Source organism: Cupriavidus sp. 05T313 (assembly GCF_056396665.1).
This window is the reverse complement of record NZ_JBFTLX010000131.1, coordinates 1-18979: the sequence shown is the minus strand read 5'-3', so window position 1 is coordinate 18979 and position 18979 is coordinate 1. Positions and strand designations below refer to the sequence as shown.

Sequence of the window (18979 nt, the reverse complement as noted above, 5' to 3'; positions counted from 1 at the left end):
GGCATGCACACCTATCTCGATGACAGCCTGCTGGCCCAGCCGGAAGTATTCTTCGAGGCAGGCGACCACCAGCAACTCGTCCACATGAGCGGCGACCAGTTCGCAGACCTGATGGCAGGAGCAGAACAAGGGCATTTCTCGCGCCGCATGATGTAGCAAACCGAAGTGTGTGGCCCGCGAGCGGGCCACACACAGCACGATGCAAAGCGAGCCGTGAAGGTTTACCTACCAGGCCGCGCAGGGGTGGTGAAACTGCCTTTGACTTTAAGCTTTTGAAGTAAGGCCTTTGACGTCAAAGCCTCCAACACTGCAATTCACCAAACCACCCTACTGCAAACTAACCCCGGCCTGCCTGACCAACTTCTCCGTCCGCGGAATCTCCGCCCCAACCATCGCCCCAAAATCCGCCACCGAGCCCCCTCGCGGCTCGGCACCAGTAGCCGCCAGCTTCTCCCGAAAGCCTGGATCCTTAAGCAGCTTGTTGATCGATGCATTCAACTTGGCAACCACCTCCGCCGGCGTGCCCTTGGGCGCAACGATCCCATACCAGGGCGCAATATCGAACCCCGGATACCCCTGCTCGGCAATCGTAGGAATCTCCGGCGCCATCGCCGAACGCTTGCTGTTCGACACGCCCAGCGCCCGCAACTTGCCCGCCTTCACATAAGGCAGGCCCGTCATGATCGTATCGAAATACATCGATACCTGTCCCGAAAGCAGTGCGGGAATCGCCTCCCCCGCCCCCTTGTACGGCACGTGCACGATATCGATTCCGGCCAGCGCCTTGAGCATCTCGCCCGCCATATGCGAGGTGGTACCGGCGCCGAACGAGGCGTAGGTCAGCTTGCCCGGATTGGCCTTGGCATAGGCGATCATTTCCGGCAGCGTCTTGAAGGGCTGGTCAGGACTGGCCAGCAAAATATTCGGCGTGAAGGCCACCACCGCGACCTTCTCGAAAGCATCGGGATCGTAGCTGAGCTTCTTGTACAGAAAGCGGTTGGTCACCATGGAGGCGGGACCGGACATCAGCAGCGTGTAGCCATCGCCGGGCGCGCGCGCGGCGGCCTCGCTGCCGATCATGGCGGCGGCGCCGGGACGGTTCTCGACCACGAAGGTCTGGCCATATTCGCGGCCCAGGCCCATACCGAGCTGGCGTGTGATCAGGTCGGTGGCGGAGCCAGCCTGGAAGGGGACGACAATGCGCACCGGCTGAGTGGGCCAGTCATGCCGGGCCTGGGCAGAGGCAGGGGCGGCGGCAATGAGGCTGGTGGCAAGCATGGCGGCCAGCGCGGCGACGGTGCGGCTTTGGAGCAAAGGGAAGGTCATGGGATTCCTGGCTTCTGGTAGTGAACCGTCGTGATCCAAAGGACGGCGGATACGCATCAGCAGCAAGCCCCGTGCCATCCGGCTCGCAGTAAACTCCGGCATTTTCAGGGCGCGACCAAGCCGCCCCCATCGCTACCATCGCTTTGAGATGCTGGCGCACCGTGTTGGGTATCCGGCCTTCCGCCGTTAGTGCATATTGCCTGCGCGGCGCACCGGTTTGGGCGCGCGCAAATCACTCATGATGATTCCGCGATGGAAGTGGAACGAAGGCGATTTCCCGCATCGGCCCCGGCCCGCTGCGGCAACGTCAGCGACAGCCCGGCTGCGATGATCAGCGCGATACCCGCCATGGCGGGACCATCCGGCCAGCGGCCGAACCACAGCGCGCTGTACACCAGCGCCAGCAGCAAATGGCAATAATTGAGCGGCGCCACGGTGGATGCCGGCGCGCGCTGCAGAGCGAGGATCAGCAGCACCTGTGCGATCGCGCTCATGAATCCCATGGCGAGAATGGCCAGCCAGTCTGCCATGCCAGGCCATGCCGCGGGCAGGAAGAACGGCGCCGGCAACCCTGTGGCAATCATGCAGATCACCGCCGCGAAACCGTACTGCACGCCCGCCTCCACCTTCCCGGCAAGGCGCCGCGTCAGCAGCTGCAGCAGGGCATACGCCACCGCCGCGGCGACCATCAGCACCGTGCCCACTGCCGACAGTTCCCCGCCGGGCCGCACGATCAGCAGCATGCCCGCGAAGCCCGCCGCCACCGCCACCCACTTGCGCGGCCCCACGCGCTCGCCCAGCAGCCACGGCGAGAGCGCGACGATGACCAGCGGCGACATGAAGTAGATCGCCGTGGCCTCGGCCAGCGGCATCCACAGCAGCGCGGTCATGAAGCAGGTGCCCACCAGCGCCAGCATCACGCCGCGCAGCGCCAGCATCCCGCGGTGGGGCGTGCGCCAGAAGCGCAGGCGTCCCGAGCCCGCCAGCATGGCGATGGCCACGGTGGCGGTAATGGCATAGCGCACAGCATTGAGGAAAGGCGCGGGATAGCGCCCCACCAGATGCTTGGCGGTGGCATCCACGGTGGCGAACAACGCCACCGCGCAGAGAAAGATCAGGCCACCGCGCCACCAGCCCGCCGCGCCTGCGTGCCCCGGATCGCTCATACCCCGGCCATCGCAGGGACAAGGCCAGACAGGAAAGCGTCGAGCGCGGGACCGATCGCCTCCACCTCGTAGCCGCCCTCCTGCACCACCACCGTGGGCACGCCCAGCGCATTGATGCGCTCACCGATGCCACGGTACGCGTCCAGCCCGACGCGCAATACGCTGATGGGATCGTGGATATAGGTGTCGAAGCCCAGCGCCAGTACCAGCGCCTGCGGCCGGTAGTCGCGCAGCGCGTCGAGCGCGTTGTCGAGCGCGCCCAGGAAGCCGGCATCCCCGGTGTCGTGCGGCAGCGGGAAGTTCAGGTTGTAGCCGTAGCCCGCGCCATAGCCGCGCTCGTTGGCGTAGCCGGTATAGAAGGGGTAATACGCGCTGGGGTCGGCGTGCAGCGAGATCGTCATCACGTCGGAGCGCTGGTAGAAGATCTGCTGGGTGCCATCGCCGTGGTGGGCGTCCACGTCGAGCACCGCTACCTTGTCGAACCGCTTGAGCAGCGTCTCGGCGGCGATGGCCGAGTTGTTGACATAGCAGAAGCCCACCGCGCGGTCGCTGTGCGCATGGTGGCCGGACGGGCGCGACAGCGAGTACGCGACACCCTGCCGGTCCTGCTGCTCGCAGACGTACCCGGCCGCGGCCACGGCGCTGTGCGCGGAGCGCAGGATGGAACGCCAGCTATGCGGCCCGAGCGGCGCGCTCAGGTCGCCGAGGTAGTAACCAGCCTGCGCGATGATGGAATCGGTCGGGCACGGCACGCGGCGCGGCTGGTCTACGCGGCCGTTGTAGTACGGGGAGAGATTTGGCAGCACTTCGATGCCCGGCTCGAAGCCGGGGCGCGCCAGCGCCATCCAGCGTTCGTAAGCGTAGCCGAGGAAATCGAGATATGCCGGGCTGTGCACCGCCTCCAGCGGCGCGCGGCCGAAGTCCGCCGGCTCGGCCAGCGCAATGCCGCGCCCGGCCAGCGCACGTTGCAGCGCGTGGGCGCGGGCGGGCACGTCGGTAGGTTCGCACAAGCGGCCCGCGCGCATGAACTGGCGGGGCTGGTGCAGCAGTTGGTCATCCGAGAAGAAGGCGCGCATGATGGTTTTTGTAAAGGTGAGACTCACGGTTTCCGGGCCGCCGGGTGGCGCCCCTGGCACCACGTCGCCTGAGCTTGCGCGTTGTCGTTATCGCCGGCCTGGACCCCTTGCCACTCAGTCGCCCGTGGCGGGCGGCTGCGCGGCGGTTTGCTTGATTTCGATTTCCACGAACACGCATTCGCCGTCATGCGCGTTGATCACGTTGTGCTCCACGCCCGCGCCGCGGTAGTAGGCGCGGCCCGCCACGAGCTGGCTGACGACCTCGCCGGCCGGCGTCTCCAGCCGCAGCGCGCCGGTGGTCATCGGCACCACCACGTAGTCGTAGCCATGGCGATGATGGCCGGTCTCCGCGCCCGGCGCGAAGCGCCACTCGGTGACGACCACGCGGTCGTTGTCGACCTGCACGGTGGGGACGGCCTGGGGTCTGCTCATGGCGGATGCTCCTGAAAGCGATATGTGTTGTGGCAAAGGCCTGGCGGCTTAGCGGYCCACCCCGCCCGGCGAGGTCGCGGGCGTTGGCCAGCATCAGTTCGTACCTGGCGCGCAGCACCTGGGCGCGCTCGCGGGCCGCATGGCGCGCGCGGCTTCAGGCAGCGGCGCGGATCAGCGTCGGGTCCCACTCCTTGCCAGGAATCGCGGCAATCAGCCGCTGCGTGTAATCGTGCAGCGGCGCGTCGAAGATCTGGCCGGGCGGTCCGGACTCCACCACCTTGCCCTTGTGCATCACGATCACGTGGTGGCAGATCTGGGCGGCAACACGCAAGTCGTGGGTAATGAAGATCAGGCCGATATCGAGCCGCTTCTGCAGGTCGCTCAGCAGTTGCAGCACCTGCGCCTGCACCGAGACATCGAGCGCGGAGACGGATTCGTCGGCCACCAGCAGCTTCGGCTCCAGCGCCAGCGCACGCGCGATGCCGATACGCTGGCGCTGGCCGCCGGAGAACTGGTTGGGATAGCGGTCGAAGGCGGACGCCTCCAGCCCTACCAGCTGCAGCAGTTCGCGGCCGCGGGTCTGCGCCCTGGCCAGCGGCACGCCGTTGGCCACCGGGCCGTCGGTGATGATGCGCCCCACCGTATGACGCGGGTTGAGCGAGGCGAACGGGTCCTGGAAAATCATCTGCACGTCGCTGCGCAGCGGACGGAACTGGCGCTCGGACAGGCGCGCGATATCCTGCCCGTCGAACAGCAGCTCGCCGCCGTCGATATCGGTCAGCTTCAGCAGGCATTTGCCGATGGTGGACTTGCCCGAACCGGATTCGCCGACGATGCCCAGCGTCTGGCCGCGCCGCACGCTGAAGCTCACGCCGTCCACGGCGTTGACCACGCGCTTCTTGCTGAACAGACCGCCGCCGGAAGAGTACGTCTTGCGCAGCCCGCGCACATCCAGCACGATCTCGGCCGCCTGCTGGTCGCGCGCCTTGGCGCGTCCGTGCGGCACCGCGCCGATCAGGCGGCGGGTATAGGGATGCTGCGGGTGGTTGAGCACTTGCTGCACCGTCCCGACTTCCACCAGCACGCCCTTCTCCATCACCGCGACGCGGTCGGCGATCTCCGCCACCACGCCAAAGTCATGCGTGACGAACATCACGCCCATACCCTTCTCCGCCTGGATGCGCTTGATCAGCGCCAGGATCTGGGCCTGCGTGGTGACGTCGAGCGCCGTGGTGGGTTCGTCGGCGATCAGCAGCGCCGGCTCCAGCGCGAGCGCCATGGCGATCACTACGCGCTGCCGCTGCCCGCCGGACAGGCGGAACGGATAGCTGTGGATCAGCGTAGCGGGATCGGGCAGGCCCACGAACGCCAGCAACTCCAGTACACGCCGGGTACGCGCCTCGCCCGGACAGGCGTCGTGCACGCGCATGACCTCGGCGATCTGGTCGCCTACCGTCATCACGGGGTTCAGGGCCGATAGCGGCTCCTGGAACACCATCGCCATTTCCTTGCCCCGCATGGACAGCAGGGTCTGCTCGTCCTGTGCCAGCAGGTCCTTGCCCTGGAACAGGATCTGGCCGCCCCGCGGCTTCAGGTAGGGCGGCAGCAGGCCCATGATGGCGTTGGCGCTCATCGACTTGCCCGAGCCGGACTCGCCGACGATGCAGAGGATCTCTCCGGCGTGCAGGTCGTAGCTCACGTCCTTCACCGCGTGCGCGCGGTCGCCGCCGGCGGGCAGCGCGATGGTGAGGTCGCGCACGGATAGCAGCGGTAGCTTGTCTGGTGCTTGCATGGTGCGTATTCCTTGTGCTTACTCGCCTCGGCGGCGCAGTTGCGGGTTCATGGCGTCGTTCAGGCCTTCGCCGATCAGGTTGATGGAGAGCACCGTCAGCAGGATGGCCACGCCGGGCCACACGCTCATCCACCAGGCTTCGCGGATCATGGTGCGGGCCGCGCCGATCATGAAGCCCCAGCTCATCATGTTGCGGTCGCCCAGGCCCAGGAAGGACAGCGCCGACTCGGTCAGGATCGCGGTCGCCACCATGAAGGAGGCCGACACGATGATGGGCGACATGGCGTTCGGCAGGATCTGCGTGAGGATGATCCTCAGCGGCTTCTGCCCGATCACCACCGCGGCCTGCACGAATTCGCGCTGCTTGAGGGTGAGGAACTCGCCGCGCACCAGCCGCGCGACCGGCGGCCACGACACCACCGAGATGGCGGCCACGATGGAGTAGATAGTGGGATTGAAGATCGCCACGATCACCACTGCCATCGCCAGTTGCGGAATGGTCTGGAAGAACTCGGTGAAGCGCATCAGCGCGTCGTCGATGCGGCCGCCGCAATAGCCGGCCACCGAGCCGATCAGGATGCCGAACACCAGCGCCACGCCGGTGGAGATCACGCCCACCAGCAACGAGACGCGCGCGCCGTACAGCATGCCGGCGGTGATGTCGCGCCCGAGCATGTCGGTGCCGAAGGGAAAGGCCGCTTCGGCAAACGGGCGCACCAGCGGATCGCCCACCATCAGCCAGGGCGACTCCTCGTACAGCACCGGCGCCAGCAGCGCCACGGCCACCACCAGCAGCAGCACGACCAGGCCGATCACCGCGCCGTAGTTGCGGCAATAACGTTGTGCGAAGGCTTTCATGCCGTGGCTCCCTTGCCGCCCACCGAGATGCGCGGGTCGATAAAGCGGTAGACGATGTCCGTCACCAGGTTAAAGAACACCACCAGCGCCGAGGTGACGAAGAAGATGCCGAGCAGCAGCTGGTAGTCACGCTGCAGCAGGGCATCGAACATCAGCCGGCCGATGCCCGGCCAGGAGAAGACGGTTTCGGTCAGCACCGCGCCGCCCGCCATCTGGCCAAGCTGGATACCGGCAAAGGTGATCACCGGCAACAATGCGTTGCGCAGCACATGCACGCGGATCACGCGCCCGGAGGGCACGCCTTTGGCGCGCGCGGTCTTGACAAAGTCCATACCCATCACTTCCAGCATCGACGCCCGCGTCAGGCGCACATACACCGCCATGAAAAAGCAGCCCAGCGAGATGGTGGGCAGGATCATGTGCAGCGCCACGTCCTGCACGCGCGCCATGCCGGTATAGCCGGCGCCGATGGTTTCCATGCCGAAGGCGGGCAGCCAGCCCAGCACCACCGAAAACAGGATGATGGCCATCAGCGACAGCCAGAACAGCGGTGTGGCGTACAGCAGCAGCGCGCCGGACATCACCGCRCTGTCGATCCAGCGCCGCTTGTTCTCATAGCGCGTGCGCGCCGAGACCACGCCCAGGAACACGCCGAGCACGAGGGAGAAGACGAAGGCGCCGCTCATCAGCACGATGGTGGCGGGCAGCCGGTCCAGGATCAGGTCGAGCACCGGCAGGTGATTGCGATAGGAGTAGCCGAGATCGAGCGTGGCCACGCCTTTCAGGTAGATGCCAAGCTGCGTCAGCACCGGCTGGTCGAGCCCGAACTGCTGGCGCAACTGGCCCACGAAGGCGGCATCGCCCGCGCCGGCCTCGCCCGCCAGCACGGTGGCTGGGTCTCCCGGCGCCATGCGGATCAGGAAGAAGTTGATGATGACCACGCCGAGGACGACCACGAGGGCCTTCCACAGCCGGGATAGCAGGAAAGAGAGAAAATTCACGGCATGCTCCACACGGGCAAACGCTGGGCCCGGGCCGGCCGCGCCATCACCGCAGTCCTGGCGGAGCGCGGCGGCGACGGGCTTGGCCGGCACCATCTCGCGCGCGCCGGGCGGGTTGCCCGGCGCGCGAACTTACTGGCGGCTTCGTACTCGCGTACTCAGTTCTTCTCGATGGAGACGTTGTCAAACGACTCGTTCAGGCCGATGGCGGTGGTCACGAGGTTCTTGGCGTTCTTGCGGTACAGCGTGGGGAACTCCAGCTCGAACAGGTTGCCCGCGGCCACTTCCGTCATCAGGATCTTCTGCACCTCGGTGTAGAGCTTCTGGCGCTCCGCCGGGTCCATGGTGATGCTGGCCTTGGCCCACAGTTCATCCGATTGCGGATTGCTGTAGCCCTGTACATTGGCGAACGGCGTACCCTTGACGATGTTTTTGGTCACGTAGAGCCGTTCCACGCCCAGCGCCGGATCGCCGTACTGGTAGGTGTAGGTGGCGGTCAGGTCGAAGTCCCAGTTGCTGACGCGGGCCGACCAGGTGCCGGCATCGGCGGACTCGATGCTGACCTTGAAGCCGAGCTGTTCCAGCATCTGCTTCATGTACTCGTCAAGGCGGTCCCAGTTGGCGCCGTAGGACGTGGACAGGATCTTGACCGGGTACTGGCCCACGTTGACGCCGGACTCCTTGATCAGCTCGCGCGCCTTCTTCAGGTTGAAATCATAGGCCGGCGTGTTCTTGTCGAAGAACAGCGTGGCCGAGGCGAACGGGCTGATCGCCGGCTTGCCCATGCCGAAGAAGATGTTGTCCACGATCATCTTGCGATTGAGCGCGTGCATCACCGCCTGGCGCACCTTGACGTTGTTGAACGGCGGCTTGCGCGTGTTCATCAGCAGGTTCGACATGGGCGAGAACAGCTCCCAGCCCTTGGTGGTGTATTCCACATTGGGCAGCGTGCGCAGGCGCTTGACGTCCACGTTGTCGACGTCGCCGCCGCGCAGCACCTGCACGTCGCCCTTCTCGAAGGCGACCGCGCGCGAGGCCGAATCCGGGATCACGTAGAAGACCAGCTCATCCAGGTAGGGCTTGCCCTTCTTCCAGTAGTTGGGGTTCTTGGCCAGCTTGATATAGGCGCCCTTCTTCCACTCCTTGAACACGAAGGGGCCGGTGCCGACGGGCTTCTGGTTGGCGGGGTTGTTGCGGTAATCGGTGCCGTCGTAGATGTGCTTGGGCATCATCGGCATGGTGCCGGTCTCGAACATCGAGATAAACGGCGGGAAGGCTTCCTTGAGCTTGATCTCGACCGTGCTGTCGTTCACCGCGCGGATCGACTCCACGTACTTGTTGAGCACCGCGCGGGTACGCACGTGGACTTCGCGCAGCATCTTGTCGATCGAGAACACCACGTCGGCGGAGGTGAAGGGCTTGCCGTCATGCCACTTCACGCCGCTCTGCAACTCGAACGTGTAGGTCAGGCCATCGGGCGAGATCTTCCACGACTTGGCCAGTTCCGGGCGCGGCTTCAGGTCGGGGCCGTAGGTCAGCAGGCCCTGGTAGATCTTGCCGGCGATGTATTGCGTGGGCGCCTGCGAGTTCATCGCGCTGATCAGGATCGGCGGTTCGGGTTGCACGATGCCGGACAATGTGCCGCCGGCGGTCTGCGCGGCAGCGTTGCCCGCGGGCAATAGTACCGGTGCCAGGGCCAGGCCGGCGGTGGCCAGCGCCATCGACACCAGGCTTTTGCCAAAGCTCTTTTTCAGGTGTTGGGTGAGGTGTTTCATCGGTCAGTTTCCTGTGGTGGTGATCGTGATCTGCGGATACGGAAGACGACTAACTTCGATTGCCTGGGTCCATGGCACCTCATGCAGCCCCGTCAAGCCGCGCGAGTGCCGCGCGCCGCCATGCGGACGCGCCGACGCATTGACGCATTGACGCGTTGACTCAGGTAGCGACCGGCTCGACACCGCACCAGTCATGCATGAACTGCGCGAGCGTGGTGGCGACGCGCACCATGCTTTCGATGGAAACCGACTCGTCGATGCCGTGGATGTTGCGGGCCTGCGGTCCGTAGCAGGTCACCGGCGTTTCCAGCATCAGGCGGAAATGCCGCGCATCGGTGGTGGCGGTGGTGGCCTCGCGCCGCACTGCCTCGCCATTGACCTTGCGGTGCGCCTCGCCCAGCGCCTGCATGCTGGGCACATCGAGATCGAACTCGCAACCGGGCGCGTGGAAACCTTCGTAGCGGATATTGAGTGTCAGGTTGCTGGCCAGGCGATCCAGCGTGGCTTGCACGCAGGCCGCGACCCGCGCCTTGGCATCGGTCACGCTCATGGTCGGGTAGAAGCCGATGCGGATCCCCAGCGTGCAGGTGCAGGGCACCGACGAATTCCACTCGCCGCCCTGGATCTGGCCAAGGTTGAAGTTGATCGGGTGGGCGTGGTCGCGATAGGCTGCGGGACGGTTCTCGGGCAGGTTCCACTCGGCCTCGAGCTTGCGCAGGCCGGCCATCACTTCGATGCCGGCTTCCACCGGGTTCACGCCGCTGGTCATGTAGGCCGCGTGCGCGGGCCGCCCGGTCAGTTCCACGAACATCCAGAACACGCCCATCTGCGCGCTCATCAGGCTCTCGCCCAGCGGCTCGGGAATCACCACGGTGTCGAAGGAAGCCAGCTTGCCGGCGCCCACCGCGCTGCGCAGCGCAGCCACGGTGGCGAGCGCGCCATTGCCGGTGTTCTCTTCTTCGAGCACGGAGTTGAAACCGACCGCGCCGGCGGGCTGCACGCCGAGGTCCTTCAGCGCCTTGTAGGCGGCGAGCGTGCAGATGATGCCGGCCTTCATATCGCCCGCGCCGCGGCCGAACAGCCAGCCGTCCTCGACGAAGGGCGCATAGGGCGACTGGCGCCACATCGATTCCGGTCCGGTGGGCACCACATCCAGATGGCCGTTGAACAACACGGAACGGCCGCCCTTGGCCACCGGCCTGTGCGTGGCCAGCAGGTTGTAGCGGCCGCCGTCCGGACAGCACGGCGGCGAGAACAGCGGCAGGTCCTTGAGCGTCTCGCTGCGCAGGTAGATGCGCTCGGGCTCCAGGCCAAGTTCGCGCAGCGCGCCTTCCATGAACGCCACGGCCGGCTGTTCCTGTCCGGAGGGACTGGGCGCCGCCACGAACTCCGACAGCGTGCGCACCATGTACGGCTCCAGCGCGCGCACTGCGGCGGCGATGTCGTCGGTGGAAAGCGTGGGGGTAGCAATGGAGGACAAACCGGAACTGCCTGCAGGACGATGCATAAGTGGCTCCACGGGGGTCCGGTGCACGCAGCGGGCGTGTGTCCGGAGAGGGCAACTCGGCCGGATAGGCCGGATCGGCAAAACGCCGTTCAGGAAAACGACGCTCGAAATATGATGGGTGGAAACTTAGCGGATCATTGGTACCATACATAGATCCATATTTTTCTTTTCACTAGGGGCCGCTTTGAAAGAGACGATTCTGTCCGAGCTGCTGTTGCAGCGTCTGGAGCGGCCTGCGGACGGCGCGACGGACAAGAATGGCGCGCACATGAACCGCCAGCTCTACGAGATCATTCGCCAGGAAATCCTTGCCGGATCATTGGTTGCGGGCACCAAGCTGCCCGCCTCGCGCCTGCTGTCGAAAGAGGTAGGGGTTTCCCGCAATACCGTGCTTTACGCTTATGAGCAGTTGCTCGCGGAAGGCTATGTCACAGCGGCGAGCGGAAGTGGCACCTTCGTGTCGCAAAGTTTTCCCGACCATAGTGCATTGCACAACCACAGGGCGCAAAGTGGCACCATGGCAGTGCCTGCGATGCAGCAGAACCCGAACCGGTTCACGCTTTCGCGCCGCGGCCAGCACCTGATATCGCACTCCGGTGCATCGGATCGGCAATGGGGCGCATTCGTTGCGGGCGTACCCGACGTGTCGCTGTTTCCGCACGCCGTGTGGGCACGCCTGCTGAACAAGCACTGGCGCGCGCCGCGCCCCGAACTGCTGACCTATGCCCATAACGGCGGCTACATGCCGCTGCGCCGCGTGCTGGCCGAGCACCTGCGGCTGGTGCGCTCGGTGCGCTGCGAGCCCGAGCAGATCATCCTGACCACCGGCATCCACCAGGCCATCGACCTGATCGCCCGCCTTCTGGGCGACGTCGGCGACAAGGCGTGGATGGAAGACCCGGGCTACTGGGGCACCCGCAGCCTGCTGAACAGCGCGGGCATCGAGACCATTCCGGTCCCCGTGGACAGCGAGGGGCTCGCCCCGGATGCGGCTACTTTGCAGAATCCGCCGCGCTTTATCTTTGCCACGCCCTCGCACCAGTATCCGCTGGGCATGGTGATGAGCCTGTCGCGCCGGCGCATGCTGCTGGAATACGCACGCCAGCGCGGCGCCTGGATCGTGGAGGACGACTACGACAGCGAATTCCGTTTCGAAGGCCGGCCGCTGGCCTCGCTGCAAGGGCTGGACGAACACGACCGCGTGATCTACATGGGCACGTTCTCCAAGACGCTGTTCCCCGGCTTGCGCATGGGCTTCATGGTGCTGCCCAAGCCGCTCGCGCCGCACTTCGCCACAGGGCTTTCGGAGTTGTTCCGCGAGGGACAACTGGTACAGCAGGCGGTGCTCGCCGACTTTATCGAGGAAGGGCATTACGCCACGCATATCCGGCGCATGCGTCAGCGCTACGCACAACGCCAGGGCCTGCTGCGCGAGTCCATCGCGGCGCGCCTCGGCGCGGCCTGGCCCACGTCCACGCACGAGGCCGGCCTGCACATGGTGCTCCACCTGCCGCCGGGCGCCGACGATCTCGGCATCAGCATGGCGGCGCGTACCCAGGGCCTGTCCACGCGGCCGCTGTCGCGCTATTTCTCCGATCCCGCGCAGGCGACGCAGCAGGGCCTGCTGCTGGGCTATGCCTGCGTGCCGGAAGCCGAGATCGCGCCTGCATTCAACAAGCTGGCGGAGGTGATCGAACCCGCGCTGGAGCACCTGGCACGCACGCAGGCACCGCGCCGCGCGCCTGCGGCGGCCATCAACCGGGAGGCGTGGAGCGGCGCGTGATGGCGCGTGCGCGGCTTGCCATGCGCGCGGCGCCGTGCGATGGTGCCATCGCCTCCCGCTGGATTGGCCCTTAACGCAAGGCCGATCCTTCCATAGCATTAGCGTCCTTGTTCTTCCCCTTCACCGCCTCCCCCCTATGCCAAGCAACGCGCCAGCCCAGTCCGCCACCCTGCTCACCGAACTTGCCGGCCTGCTCGACGCCGCCGGCCTGCAGACGGGCGACGCCATCGAAACCCGTTTCCGCAAGGACTGGTACGCACCGCTCGGCGCGGTGCCGCCGTTGGCGGTGGTGCGCCCGCGCAATACGGAGGAGGTAGCGGCCGTGCTGGCGCTGTGCAACCGGCTGCATCAGCCTGTGGTGCCGCAAGGCGGACTGACCGGGCTGGCGGGCGCCGCCACGCCAGAGGGCGGCGAGGTGGTGCTGTCGCTGGAGCGCATGCGCGGCGTGGAAGAGATCGACGCGCAAGCCGGCACCATGACGGTGATGGCGGGCACCACGCTGCAGGCCGCGCAGGAAGCCGCGCGCGCGGCCGGCTGGCTGCTGGCCGTGGATCTGGGCGCGCGTGGCAGTTGCCAGATCGGCGGCAATATCGCCACCAACGCGGGCGGCAACCGCGTGATCCGCTACGGCATGATGCGCGACCAGGTGCTGGGGCTGGAAGCGGTGCTGGCCGATGGCACGGTGGTCTCGTCGCTCAACAAGATGCAGAAGAACAATGCGGGCTATGACGTGCGCCAGCTCTTCGTGGGCAGCGAAGGCACGCTGGGCGTGATCACGCGTGCCGTGCTGCGGCTGGCGCCGCTGCCGGCGGCCACGCAGACGGCGCTGTGCGCGCTCGAAAGCTACGACGACGTGGTGCGCCTGCTGCGCCATGCGCAGCGCAAGCTCTCGGGCCGGCTATCCGCCTTCGAGGCGATGTGGGCGGACTTCTACAACCTCGTGACCACGCGCGTGGCCGGCGTGCGCGCGCCGCTGCCCGAAGGCCATCCCTTCTATGTGTTGCTCGACCTGCAGGGCAATGACGACGCGCAGGATGCCGCGGCCTTCGAAGGCATGCTGGAGTCCGCCATGGAAGCCGGCCTGATCCGGGACGCGGCGGTGGCCTCCAGCAACAAGGAAGCGGAGAGCTTCTGGCAACTGCGCGACGCGGTCGCCGAATTCCCGGTGATGTGGGCGCCCAATGCCGCCTACGACGTGAGCCTGCCGATCGGCCGCATCGGCGAATTCGCCGACACGCTGCGCGCACGCATGCTGGCCGTGTGGCCGCATGCGGAACTGGTCAATTTCGGTCACGTGGGCGACAGCAACCTGCACGTCAGCGTGTACCTGCCGGGCGCTACCGACGCAGACTTCCCGGAGCACGAGATCTCCGACGTGATGTACGGCGTGGTGCGGGAGTTCAAGGGCAGCGTCTCTGCCGAGCACGGCATCGGCTTTCACAAGAAGCCCTACCTGCACTGCTCGCGCACGCCGGAGGAACTGGGATTGATGCGCCTGCTCAAGCGCTCGCTGGATCCACACAACATCCTCAGCCCAGGGCGGGTGTTTGATCCGGATTGAGGAAGGCGCAATGTCGCCAAACGGGATTCAGCGTCGCCGCCGAAGTGGCGCACCAGCCGGAGAGCGGTGTCCGGCGTAATCCCCCGAAGCTCGCGCACGATGTCGTTGATGCGGGCTGCGGTCACATGCAGTGCCACGGCGAGCGCATTGGCGCTCATGCCCAGAGGCGCGAGAAACTCCTCGCGATAAAYGACCAGGAGATCGGAGCAAGCAGGCGCGGGGCCGTGCCTGGCAGGGATTGGATCAGGCCCCCTGCGTATTACCGTCGAATGCGCGGTCGCGAGCGCTCGGCTGGCCGGGTTGCCATAGGACCGGCGTAAAAGGTGAAGGTTCGGCCGCAGACAGGCCGGATGGCGAGGCTGTCCRGTGAGCGCGGTGCCGACTGCGCTCACCACGGCCTCAGTCAGTCTTTGCGCCGGACGCAGGCAGCGTGCCCGGCGCTGCCTCGGGCAACGCCGCGTGCTCGCTGTCGTCCTTCAGGTCCACGCCGCTGCGCCCCAGCGCCAGCGCGCCGCGCAGCAGGAAGGCGAGCTTGTCGGCGGCCTGTGCGTAGGGCAGCCCTTCCGGCCGCACATTGGAGATGCAGTTGCGCTCGGCGTCGCTGCGCCCGGGCCGCGGGTCATGCGTGAGATAGATGCCGAGACTGTCCGGCGAACTCAGCCCGGGCCGCTCGCCGATCAGCATCACCACCTGGCGCGCGCCGAGCAGGTGCCCGGCCTCGTCGCCCAACGCCACGCGCGATTGCTCGGCCACCACCACCGGCCCGATGCGCCAGTCCGGCAGGCGTTCGCGCACGGCCAGCAACAGGGCCACGCCGTGGCGCTCGGCGGCCAGCGCGGAAAGGCCGTCGGCGATCACGAACACCACGTCAGGCTTTTCGGCGGGCCTGGCCTGCGCCAGCCGTGTGCGGCTGTCGTCATCAAGCTGCCTGCCCAGGTCGGGGCGGCGCAGGTAGTGCTGACGGTCTGGCGCGGCACTGTGCACAGGCACGCAGCCAAGACCCGCGTCGCGCAGGGCCTGCTCGATGGCCGCGCGCGCCAGCGGCAGATGCACGGCGTCGCGCGCCTGCGCGTGCGCCAGCCCGAAGGCGAGCACGGCCTCCGTGGTCTGGCTGTGGCCGGCACGGCCCAGCGCGATGCGCGCGGCAGTGAACTGGCGCAGGCGCTGCCACGGGTTGTCCTGGATCAGTTTGCGGCTCATGGCTGGCGATGTCTCACAAACCGTGGGCAAGCTGCAGCAGCGGCTGGCGCTCGGCGAGTTCAAGCAGCCGCCCGTCCTCGCCGAAGATGCCCATCGCCTGCAGCCAGGCCTCGAACTCCGGCGCGGGCCGCAGGCCCAGCGTGTCGCGCAGGTAGAGCGCGTCGTGGAAGGAGGTGCTCTGGTAGTTCAGCATGATGTCGTCGGCGCCGGGCACGCCCATGATGAAGTTGATGCCCGCCAYGCCGAACAGCGTCAGCAGCGTGTCCATGTCATCCTGGTCGGCCTCGGCATGGTTGGTGTAGCAGACGTCGCAGCCCATCGGCACGCCGAGCAGCTTGCCGCAGAAGTGGTCCTCCAGCCCGGCGCGGATGATCTGCTTGCCGTCGTAGAGATATTCCGGGCCGATAAAGCCCACCACCGTATTCACCAGCAGCGGCGAGAACTCGCGCGCCACCGCATAGGCGCGGGTTTCCATGGTCTGCTGGTCCACGCCGTGATGCGCGTTGGCGGATAGCGCGCTGCCCTGGCCGGTCTCGAAGTACATCACGTTGTTGCCCACCGTGCCGCGCCCCAGGCTCTGCGCGGCGTCATGCGCCTCGGCCAGCAGCGCCAGGCTGATGCCGAAGCCCGCGTTGGCACGCTCGCTGCCGGCCACCGACTGGAACACCAGGTCCACCGGGGCGCCCTGCTCGATGGCGCGCAAGGTATTGGTGACGTGGGTCAGCACGCATGACTGCGTGGGCACGTCGTAGCGGCGGCGCAGGTCGTCGATCAGGCGCATGAGGGTGACGATGGCACCGAGATTGTCGGTAGCCGGGTTGATGCCGATGGTGGCATCGCCGCAGCCATACAGCAGGCCATCGATCATCGATGCGGCAATGCCGCGGGCATCGTCGGTGGGATGATTGGGCTGCAACCGCACCGAGAGCCTGCCGGGCAGGCCGATGGTGTTGCGGAAACGCGTGACCACGCGACACTTGCGCGCCACCGCGACCAGGTCCTGGTTGCGCATCAGCTTGCTCACGGCGGCGGCCATCTCGGGCGTAACGCCCGGCGCCACGCGGGCCAGCACGGCGGAATCGGTCTCGTGCAGCAACAGCCAGTTGCGGAAGTCGCCTACGGTGAGGGACGCGATCTCGCGGAAGGCGTGCGCGTCATGGCGGTCGACGATCAGGCGCGTGACTTCGTCCTCTTCGTATGGCACCAGCGCTTCGTTCAGGAAATGCGCCAGCGGCACCTCGGCCAGCGCCATGCGCGCGGCCATGCGTTCTTCCTCGCTGGCGGCCGCCAGCCCCGCCAGGTAGTCGCCCGAGCGTGCGGGGCTGGCCTTGGCGAGCAGGGCCTTGAGATCGGCGAAGAGATGGCGCCGCGAGGCAACGGTGTGGGTGAAGGCCATAGTGCGTCTCAGTCGGCGGGGGCGGCCACGGGAGCCGGCACCTGCGGCCCGCTGCGGGCCAGGTCGCAGTGCGCGCCCTGGTGCCGCCCGCGCCAGTGGTAGTGCGCATAGCCCACGGCCCGCACGCCCATGAAGACCAGCAGCTCGAAGATGGCAAACAGCGTCACCACCAGCTCGAAGGTGGCCGCAATGCGCACACCGATGATATTGAGTCCCATGAACACAATATAGGCGCCCACCGCGGCCATCTTGGGATCGAGCCCCGGAAACTGCACATTGAGGTAGGCGCCGATGGCCAGCGAAATGGCCGGCGGCGCGAACACGAACTCGATCAGCGTAGCCAGCCCCGCGAGATAGCCCGCGCCAGGCCCGAACGCGCGATACGCATAGGCGAAAGGCCCGCCGGCATGCGGGATGCTGGTGATCAGCTCGGTGAAGCTGAAGATGAAGGTGGCGTACATGGTCGCCACCGCCACCGCCGTGACCATGAAGCCGAGCGTGCCGGCGCTGGCCCAGCCGAAGCTCCAGCCGAAGTACTCGCCCGAGATCACCAGCCCCACGGCGATGCCCCAGAGCTGTACGGTGCCCAGCGTCTGCGTCAGGGTCTTGGCGCCACCGGACGAAGGGGAGGACGAGAGCGGCGATGCGTGGGGCTGGCTGGACATGGCTAGGGTTTCTCCGGGGCGGTTTGCCACCGCGGTGCATTGCCTTGGCGGTGGCATTTCCGGCATCATCGCCAAAACCGTGCGGGCAGCGTTATCGAAAATTGGCAGCATTGCCTTGGACCCGTGCAAAGACAGCAGGCAAGGGCGCCGGCGCAACGGATGCTGCATCCCGACGCTGGAATGAAACTTGCGGGAGAGACGCTTTGCACCGAATGCCCCCATCTTCGCCATGAGCGCTACGTTCGATCGCAGCACCGACAGCAACACTAGCGCCGGCCGCCACGGCATCTTCCGCGTCACCGCCGCGCACGATGCCGACGAGCACGCCAGCAACCTGTCGCGCTGGACCCAGACCTACGACCAGCTCTCTCCCGGCCACTTCGCCGGCGAGGTCCGTGAGCTATGGCTGCCGCATGCGCAGGTATTTATCGAGCGCACCAACCGCAGCCTGCGGCAGTCGTGCATGGCCTGGCCCGACGCGATGTGGTTCGGCGTGCCGCTGCCCTCGGTCCAGGCCCCGGCCACGGTGGGCGGGATTGCCATCGCGCCCACGGCCATTGCCGTGCGGCCCGGAGGCACCGAGTTCGAACTGCGCACGCCGGAGGATTTCGGCATCTTCGGCATCGTGGTGGAGACCGCCGAGTTCGCCCGCTACATGGAGGAAGTAGAGCATCGCGACCCGGCCAGCGTGCTCGGCCAGCGCGAGGTGCTGTCGGTCCAGCCGTGGGCACGCGCACGGCTGTGCCGCGCGCTGATGGAGATTCTTTCCGAAGCTGCGGGCCACCACGCGATGGATGTAGCCGACCGGGCCGACCCGGCGCTGTTCTGCCGCGACCTGCAGGAACGGCTGCTGGGCAGCCTGGTGACCCTGCTGATGGCATCCAGCGACAGCGCGCAACGCGCCACCGTCACGCACGTCAACCGCCAACGCACCGTACAGCGCATCCGCGACTACCTGCTGGCCCATGCCGCGGACCCCATCACCGTGCCGGACCTGTGCCGGCATTTCCACCTGAGCCGGCGCGCGCTGCAATACTGCTTTGAAGACGTAGCCGGCATGTCACCCGCCGCCTACCTGCGCGCCCTGCGCCTGAACGGCGTACGCCGCGACCTCAAGTCCGGCAACGGCCACCGCACCGTTTCCGACATAGCTGGAGCCTGGGGCTTCCATCACCTGTCGCAGTTCGCCCAGGACTACCGCCGCATGTTCGGCGAACTGCCATCGGCGGCCCTGCGCGGACCAACCGGGCAAAGCCGCCCGAACTAGACAACGCCGACCGCAAGCCCCCAGGCAATGCGAAGCGAGCCCCCCACGCGATGCGAAGCGAGCCGTGAAGGTGTACCAGGCCGTATGGGGCGCCTCGTCGGCAGGCAAAAAGAGCGGAAAAGAGGGGGCCATGTTTGAGTATCGCCTTAAGGCGATGCGAGTTTGGCCCCCGGC

General features: G+C 66.7%; 14 protein-coding genes and 3 pseudogenes. 4 read left to right on the top strand and 13 right to left on the bottom strand.

Annotated elements, in window-relative coordinates:
* Positions 1 to 156, top strand: a pseudogene (locus tag AC1DKD_RS25005) (deacylase); the annotation flags it as partial.
* A gap of 171 nt (positions 157 to 327) precedes the next feature.
* Here AC1DKD_RS25005 and AC1DKD_RS25000 read toward each other — a convergent pair.
* The 9 genes from AC1DKD_RS25000 to AC1DKD_RS24960 form a co-directional block, all read right to left on the bottom strand.
* Positions 328 to 1326 carry a Bug family tripartite tricarboxylate transporter substrate binding protein gene (locus AC1DKD_RS25000; protein WP_441631410.1) on the bottom strand — a complete coding sequence of 333 codons (999 nt, stop codon included), beginning with the start codon at positions 1324 to 1326 and terminating at the stop codon, positions 328 to 330.
* Positions 1327 to 1562: 236 nt separating this feature from the next.
* The gene (locus AC1DKD_RS24995; RefSeq protein WP_441631412.1) at positions 1563 to 2492 is read right to left on the bottom strand and encodes a DMT family transporter; all 930 of its coding nucleotides are present in this window, start codon (positions 2490 to 2492) and stop codon (positions 1563 to 1565) included.
* Entirely contained in the window at positions 2489 to 3568 is a 1080-nt protein-coding gene (locus AC1DKD_RS24990; protein WP_441631438.1) for a histone deacetylase family protein, read from the bottom strand. Before AC1DKD_RS24990 ends, AC1DKD_RS24995 begins: the two co-directional genes overlap by 4 nt.
* Positions 3569 to 3682: 114 nt before the next feature.
* Positions 3683 to 4000, bottom strand: a complete 318-nt coding sequence (locus AC1DKD_RS24985) for a cupin domain-containing protein (protein ID WP_441631414.1) — start codon at positions 3998 to 4000, stop codon at positions 3683 to 3685.
* A gap of 154 nt (positions 4001 to 4154) precedes the next feature.
* Positions 4155 to 5792, bottom strand: a complete 1638-nt coding sequence (locus tag AC1DKD_RS24980) for an ABC transporter ATP-binding protein (protein ID WP_441631416.1) — start codon at positions 5790 to 5792, stop codon at positions 4155 to 4157.
* Positions 5793 to 5810: 18 nt separating this feature from the next.
* Positions 5811 to 6650: an ABC transporter permease gene (locus AC1DKD_RS24975; protein WP_035859582.1), complete on the bottom strand. Its 840-nt coding sequence runs from the start codon at positions 6648 to 6650 to the stop codon at positions 5811 to 5813.
* On the bottom strand, positions 6647 to 7651 hold the full coding sequence (locus AC1DKD_RS24970) for an ABC transporter permease (RefSeq protein ID WP_441631418.1): 1005 nt from the start codon (positions 7649 to 7651) through the stop codon (positions 6647 to 6649). Before AC1DKD_RS24970 ends, AC1DKD_RS24975 begins: the two co-directional genes overlap by 4 nt.
* A 158-nt stretch (positions 7652 to 7809) precedes the next feature.
* Entirely contained in the window at positions 7810 to 9426 is a 1617-nt protein-coding gene (locus AC1DKD_RS24965; RefSeq protein WP_441631419.1) for an ABC transporter substrate-binding protein, read from the bottom strand.
* A gap of 160 nt (positions 9427 to 9586) precedes the next feature.
* Complete coding sequence (locus AC1DKD_RS24960; RefSeq protein ID WP_276286008.1) at positions 9587 to 10933, bottom strand: ArgE/DapE family deacylase; 1347 nt, start codon at positions 10931 to 10933, stop codon at positions 9587 to 9589.
* Positions 10934 to 11117: 184 nt separating this feature from the next.
* Here AC1DKD_RS24960 and pdxR point away from each other — a divergent pair, with 184 nt between their 5' ends.
* The gene (pdxR, locus tag AC1DKD_RS24955; RefSeq protein ID WP_441631420.1) at positions 11118 to 12716 is read left to right on the top strand and encodes a MocR-like pyridoxine biosynthesis transcription factor PdxR; all 1599 of its coding nucleotides are present in this window, start codon (positions 11118 to 11120) and stop codon (positions 12714 to 12716) included.
* 136 nt (positions 12717 to 12852) lie between these two features.
* Entirely contained in the window at positions 12853 to 14277 is a 1425-nt protein-coding gene (locus tag AC1DKD_RS24950; RefSeq protein ID WP_441631422.1) for an FAD-binding oxidoreductase, read from the top strand.
* A 17-nt stretch (positions 14278 to 14294) separates the two neighbouring features.
* Here the strand turns inward: AC1DKD_RS24950 and AC1DKD_RS24945 are convergent.
* From AC1DKD_RS24945 to AC1DKD_RS24930, 4 genes and pseudogenes are all read right to left on the bottom strand, one after another.
* Positions 14295 to 14474 (bottom strand): annotated as a pseudogene (locus AC1DKD_RS24945) (HigA family addiction module antitoxin); the annotation flags it as partial.
* Positions 14475 to 14676: 202 nt separating this feature from the next.
* Entirely contained in the window at positions 14677 to 15477 is an 801-nt protein-coding gene (gene eutC / locus AC1DKD_RS24940; RefSeq protein WP_441631424.1) for an ethanolamine ammonia-lyase subunit EutC, read from the bottom strand.
* A gap of 13 nt (positions 15478 to 15490) precedes the next feature.
* Positions 15491 to 16873 carry an ethanolamine ammonia-lyase subunit EutB gene (locus tag AC1DKD_RS24935; RefSeq protein WP_477143826.1) on the bottom strand — a complete coding sequence of 461 codons (1383 nt, stop codon included), beginning with the start codon at positions 16871 to 16873 and terminating at the stop codon, positions 15491 to 15493.
* Positions 16874 to 16977: 104 nt separating this feature from the next.
* A pseudogene (locus AC1DKD_RS24930) lies at positions 16978 to 17538 on the bottom strand (amino acid permease); the annotation flags it as partial.
* A 229-nt stretch (positions 17539 to 17767) separates the two neighbouring features.
* Between AC1DKD_RS24930 and AC1DKD_RS24925 the strand changes: the two are divergent.
* On the top strand, positions 17768 to 18805 hold the full coding sequence (locus AC1DKD_RS24925; RefSeq protein ID WP_441631428.1) for a helix-turn-helix domain-containing protein: 1038 nt from the start codon (positions 17768 to 17770) through the stop codon (positions 18803 to 18805).
* The last annotated feature ends 174 nt before the right edge of the window (positions 18806 to 18979 follow it).

Bases quoted from the DNA above. Each gene is read 5' to 3' on its own strand.
- AC1DKD_RS24925 (WP_441631428.1), top strand. From the start codon at position 17,768: ATGAGCGCTACGTTCGATCGCAGCACCGACAGCAACACTAGCGCCGGC.
- AC1DKD_RS24990 (WP_441631438.1), bottom strand. From the start codon at position 3,568: ATGCGCGCCTTCTTCTCGGATGACCAACTGCTGCACCAGCCCCGCCAG.
- AC1DKD_RS24980 (WP_441631416.1), bottom strand. From the start codon at position 5,792: ATGCAAGCACCAGACAAGCTACCGCTGCTATCCGTGCGCGACCTCACC.
- AC1DKD_RS25000 (WP_441631410.1), bottom strand. From the start codon at position 1,326: ATGACCTTCCCTTTGCTCCAAAGCCGCACCGTCGCCGCGCTGGCCGCC.
- AC1DKD_RS24995 (WP_441631412.1), bottom strand. From the start codon at position 2,492: ATGAGCGATCCGGGGCACGCAGGCGCGGCGGGCTGGTGGCGCGGTGGC.
- AC1DKD_RS24960 (WP_276286008.1), bottom strand. From the start codon at position 10,933: ATGCATCGTCCTGCAGGCAGTTCCGGTTTGTCCTCCATTGCTACCCCC.
- eutC (WP_441631424.1), bottom strand. From the start codon at position 15,477: ATGAGCCGCAAACTGATCCAGGACAACCCGTGGCAGCGCCTGCGCCAG.
- AC1DKD_RS24950 (WP_441631422.1), top strand. From the start codon at position 12,853: ATGCCAAGCAACGCGCCAGCCCAGTCCGCCACCCTGCTCACCGAACTT.
- AC1DKD_RS24975 (WP_035859582.1), bottom strand. From the start codon at position 6,650: ATGAAAGCCTTCGCACAACGTTATTGCCGCAACTACGGCGCGGTGATC.
- AC1DKD_RS24985 (WP_441631414.1), bottom strand. From the start codon at position 4,000: ATGAGCAGACCCCAGGCCGTCCCCACCGTGCAGGTCGACAACGACCGC.
- AC1DKD_RS24965 (WP_441631419.1), bottom strand. From the start codon at position 9,426: ATGAAACACCTCACCCAACACCTGAAAAAGAGCTTTGGCAAAAGCCTG.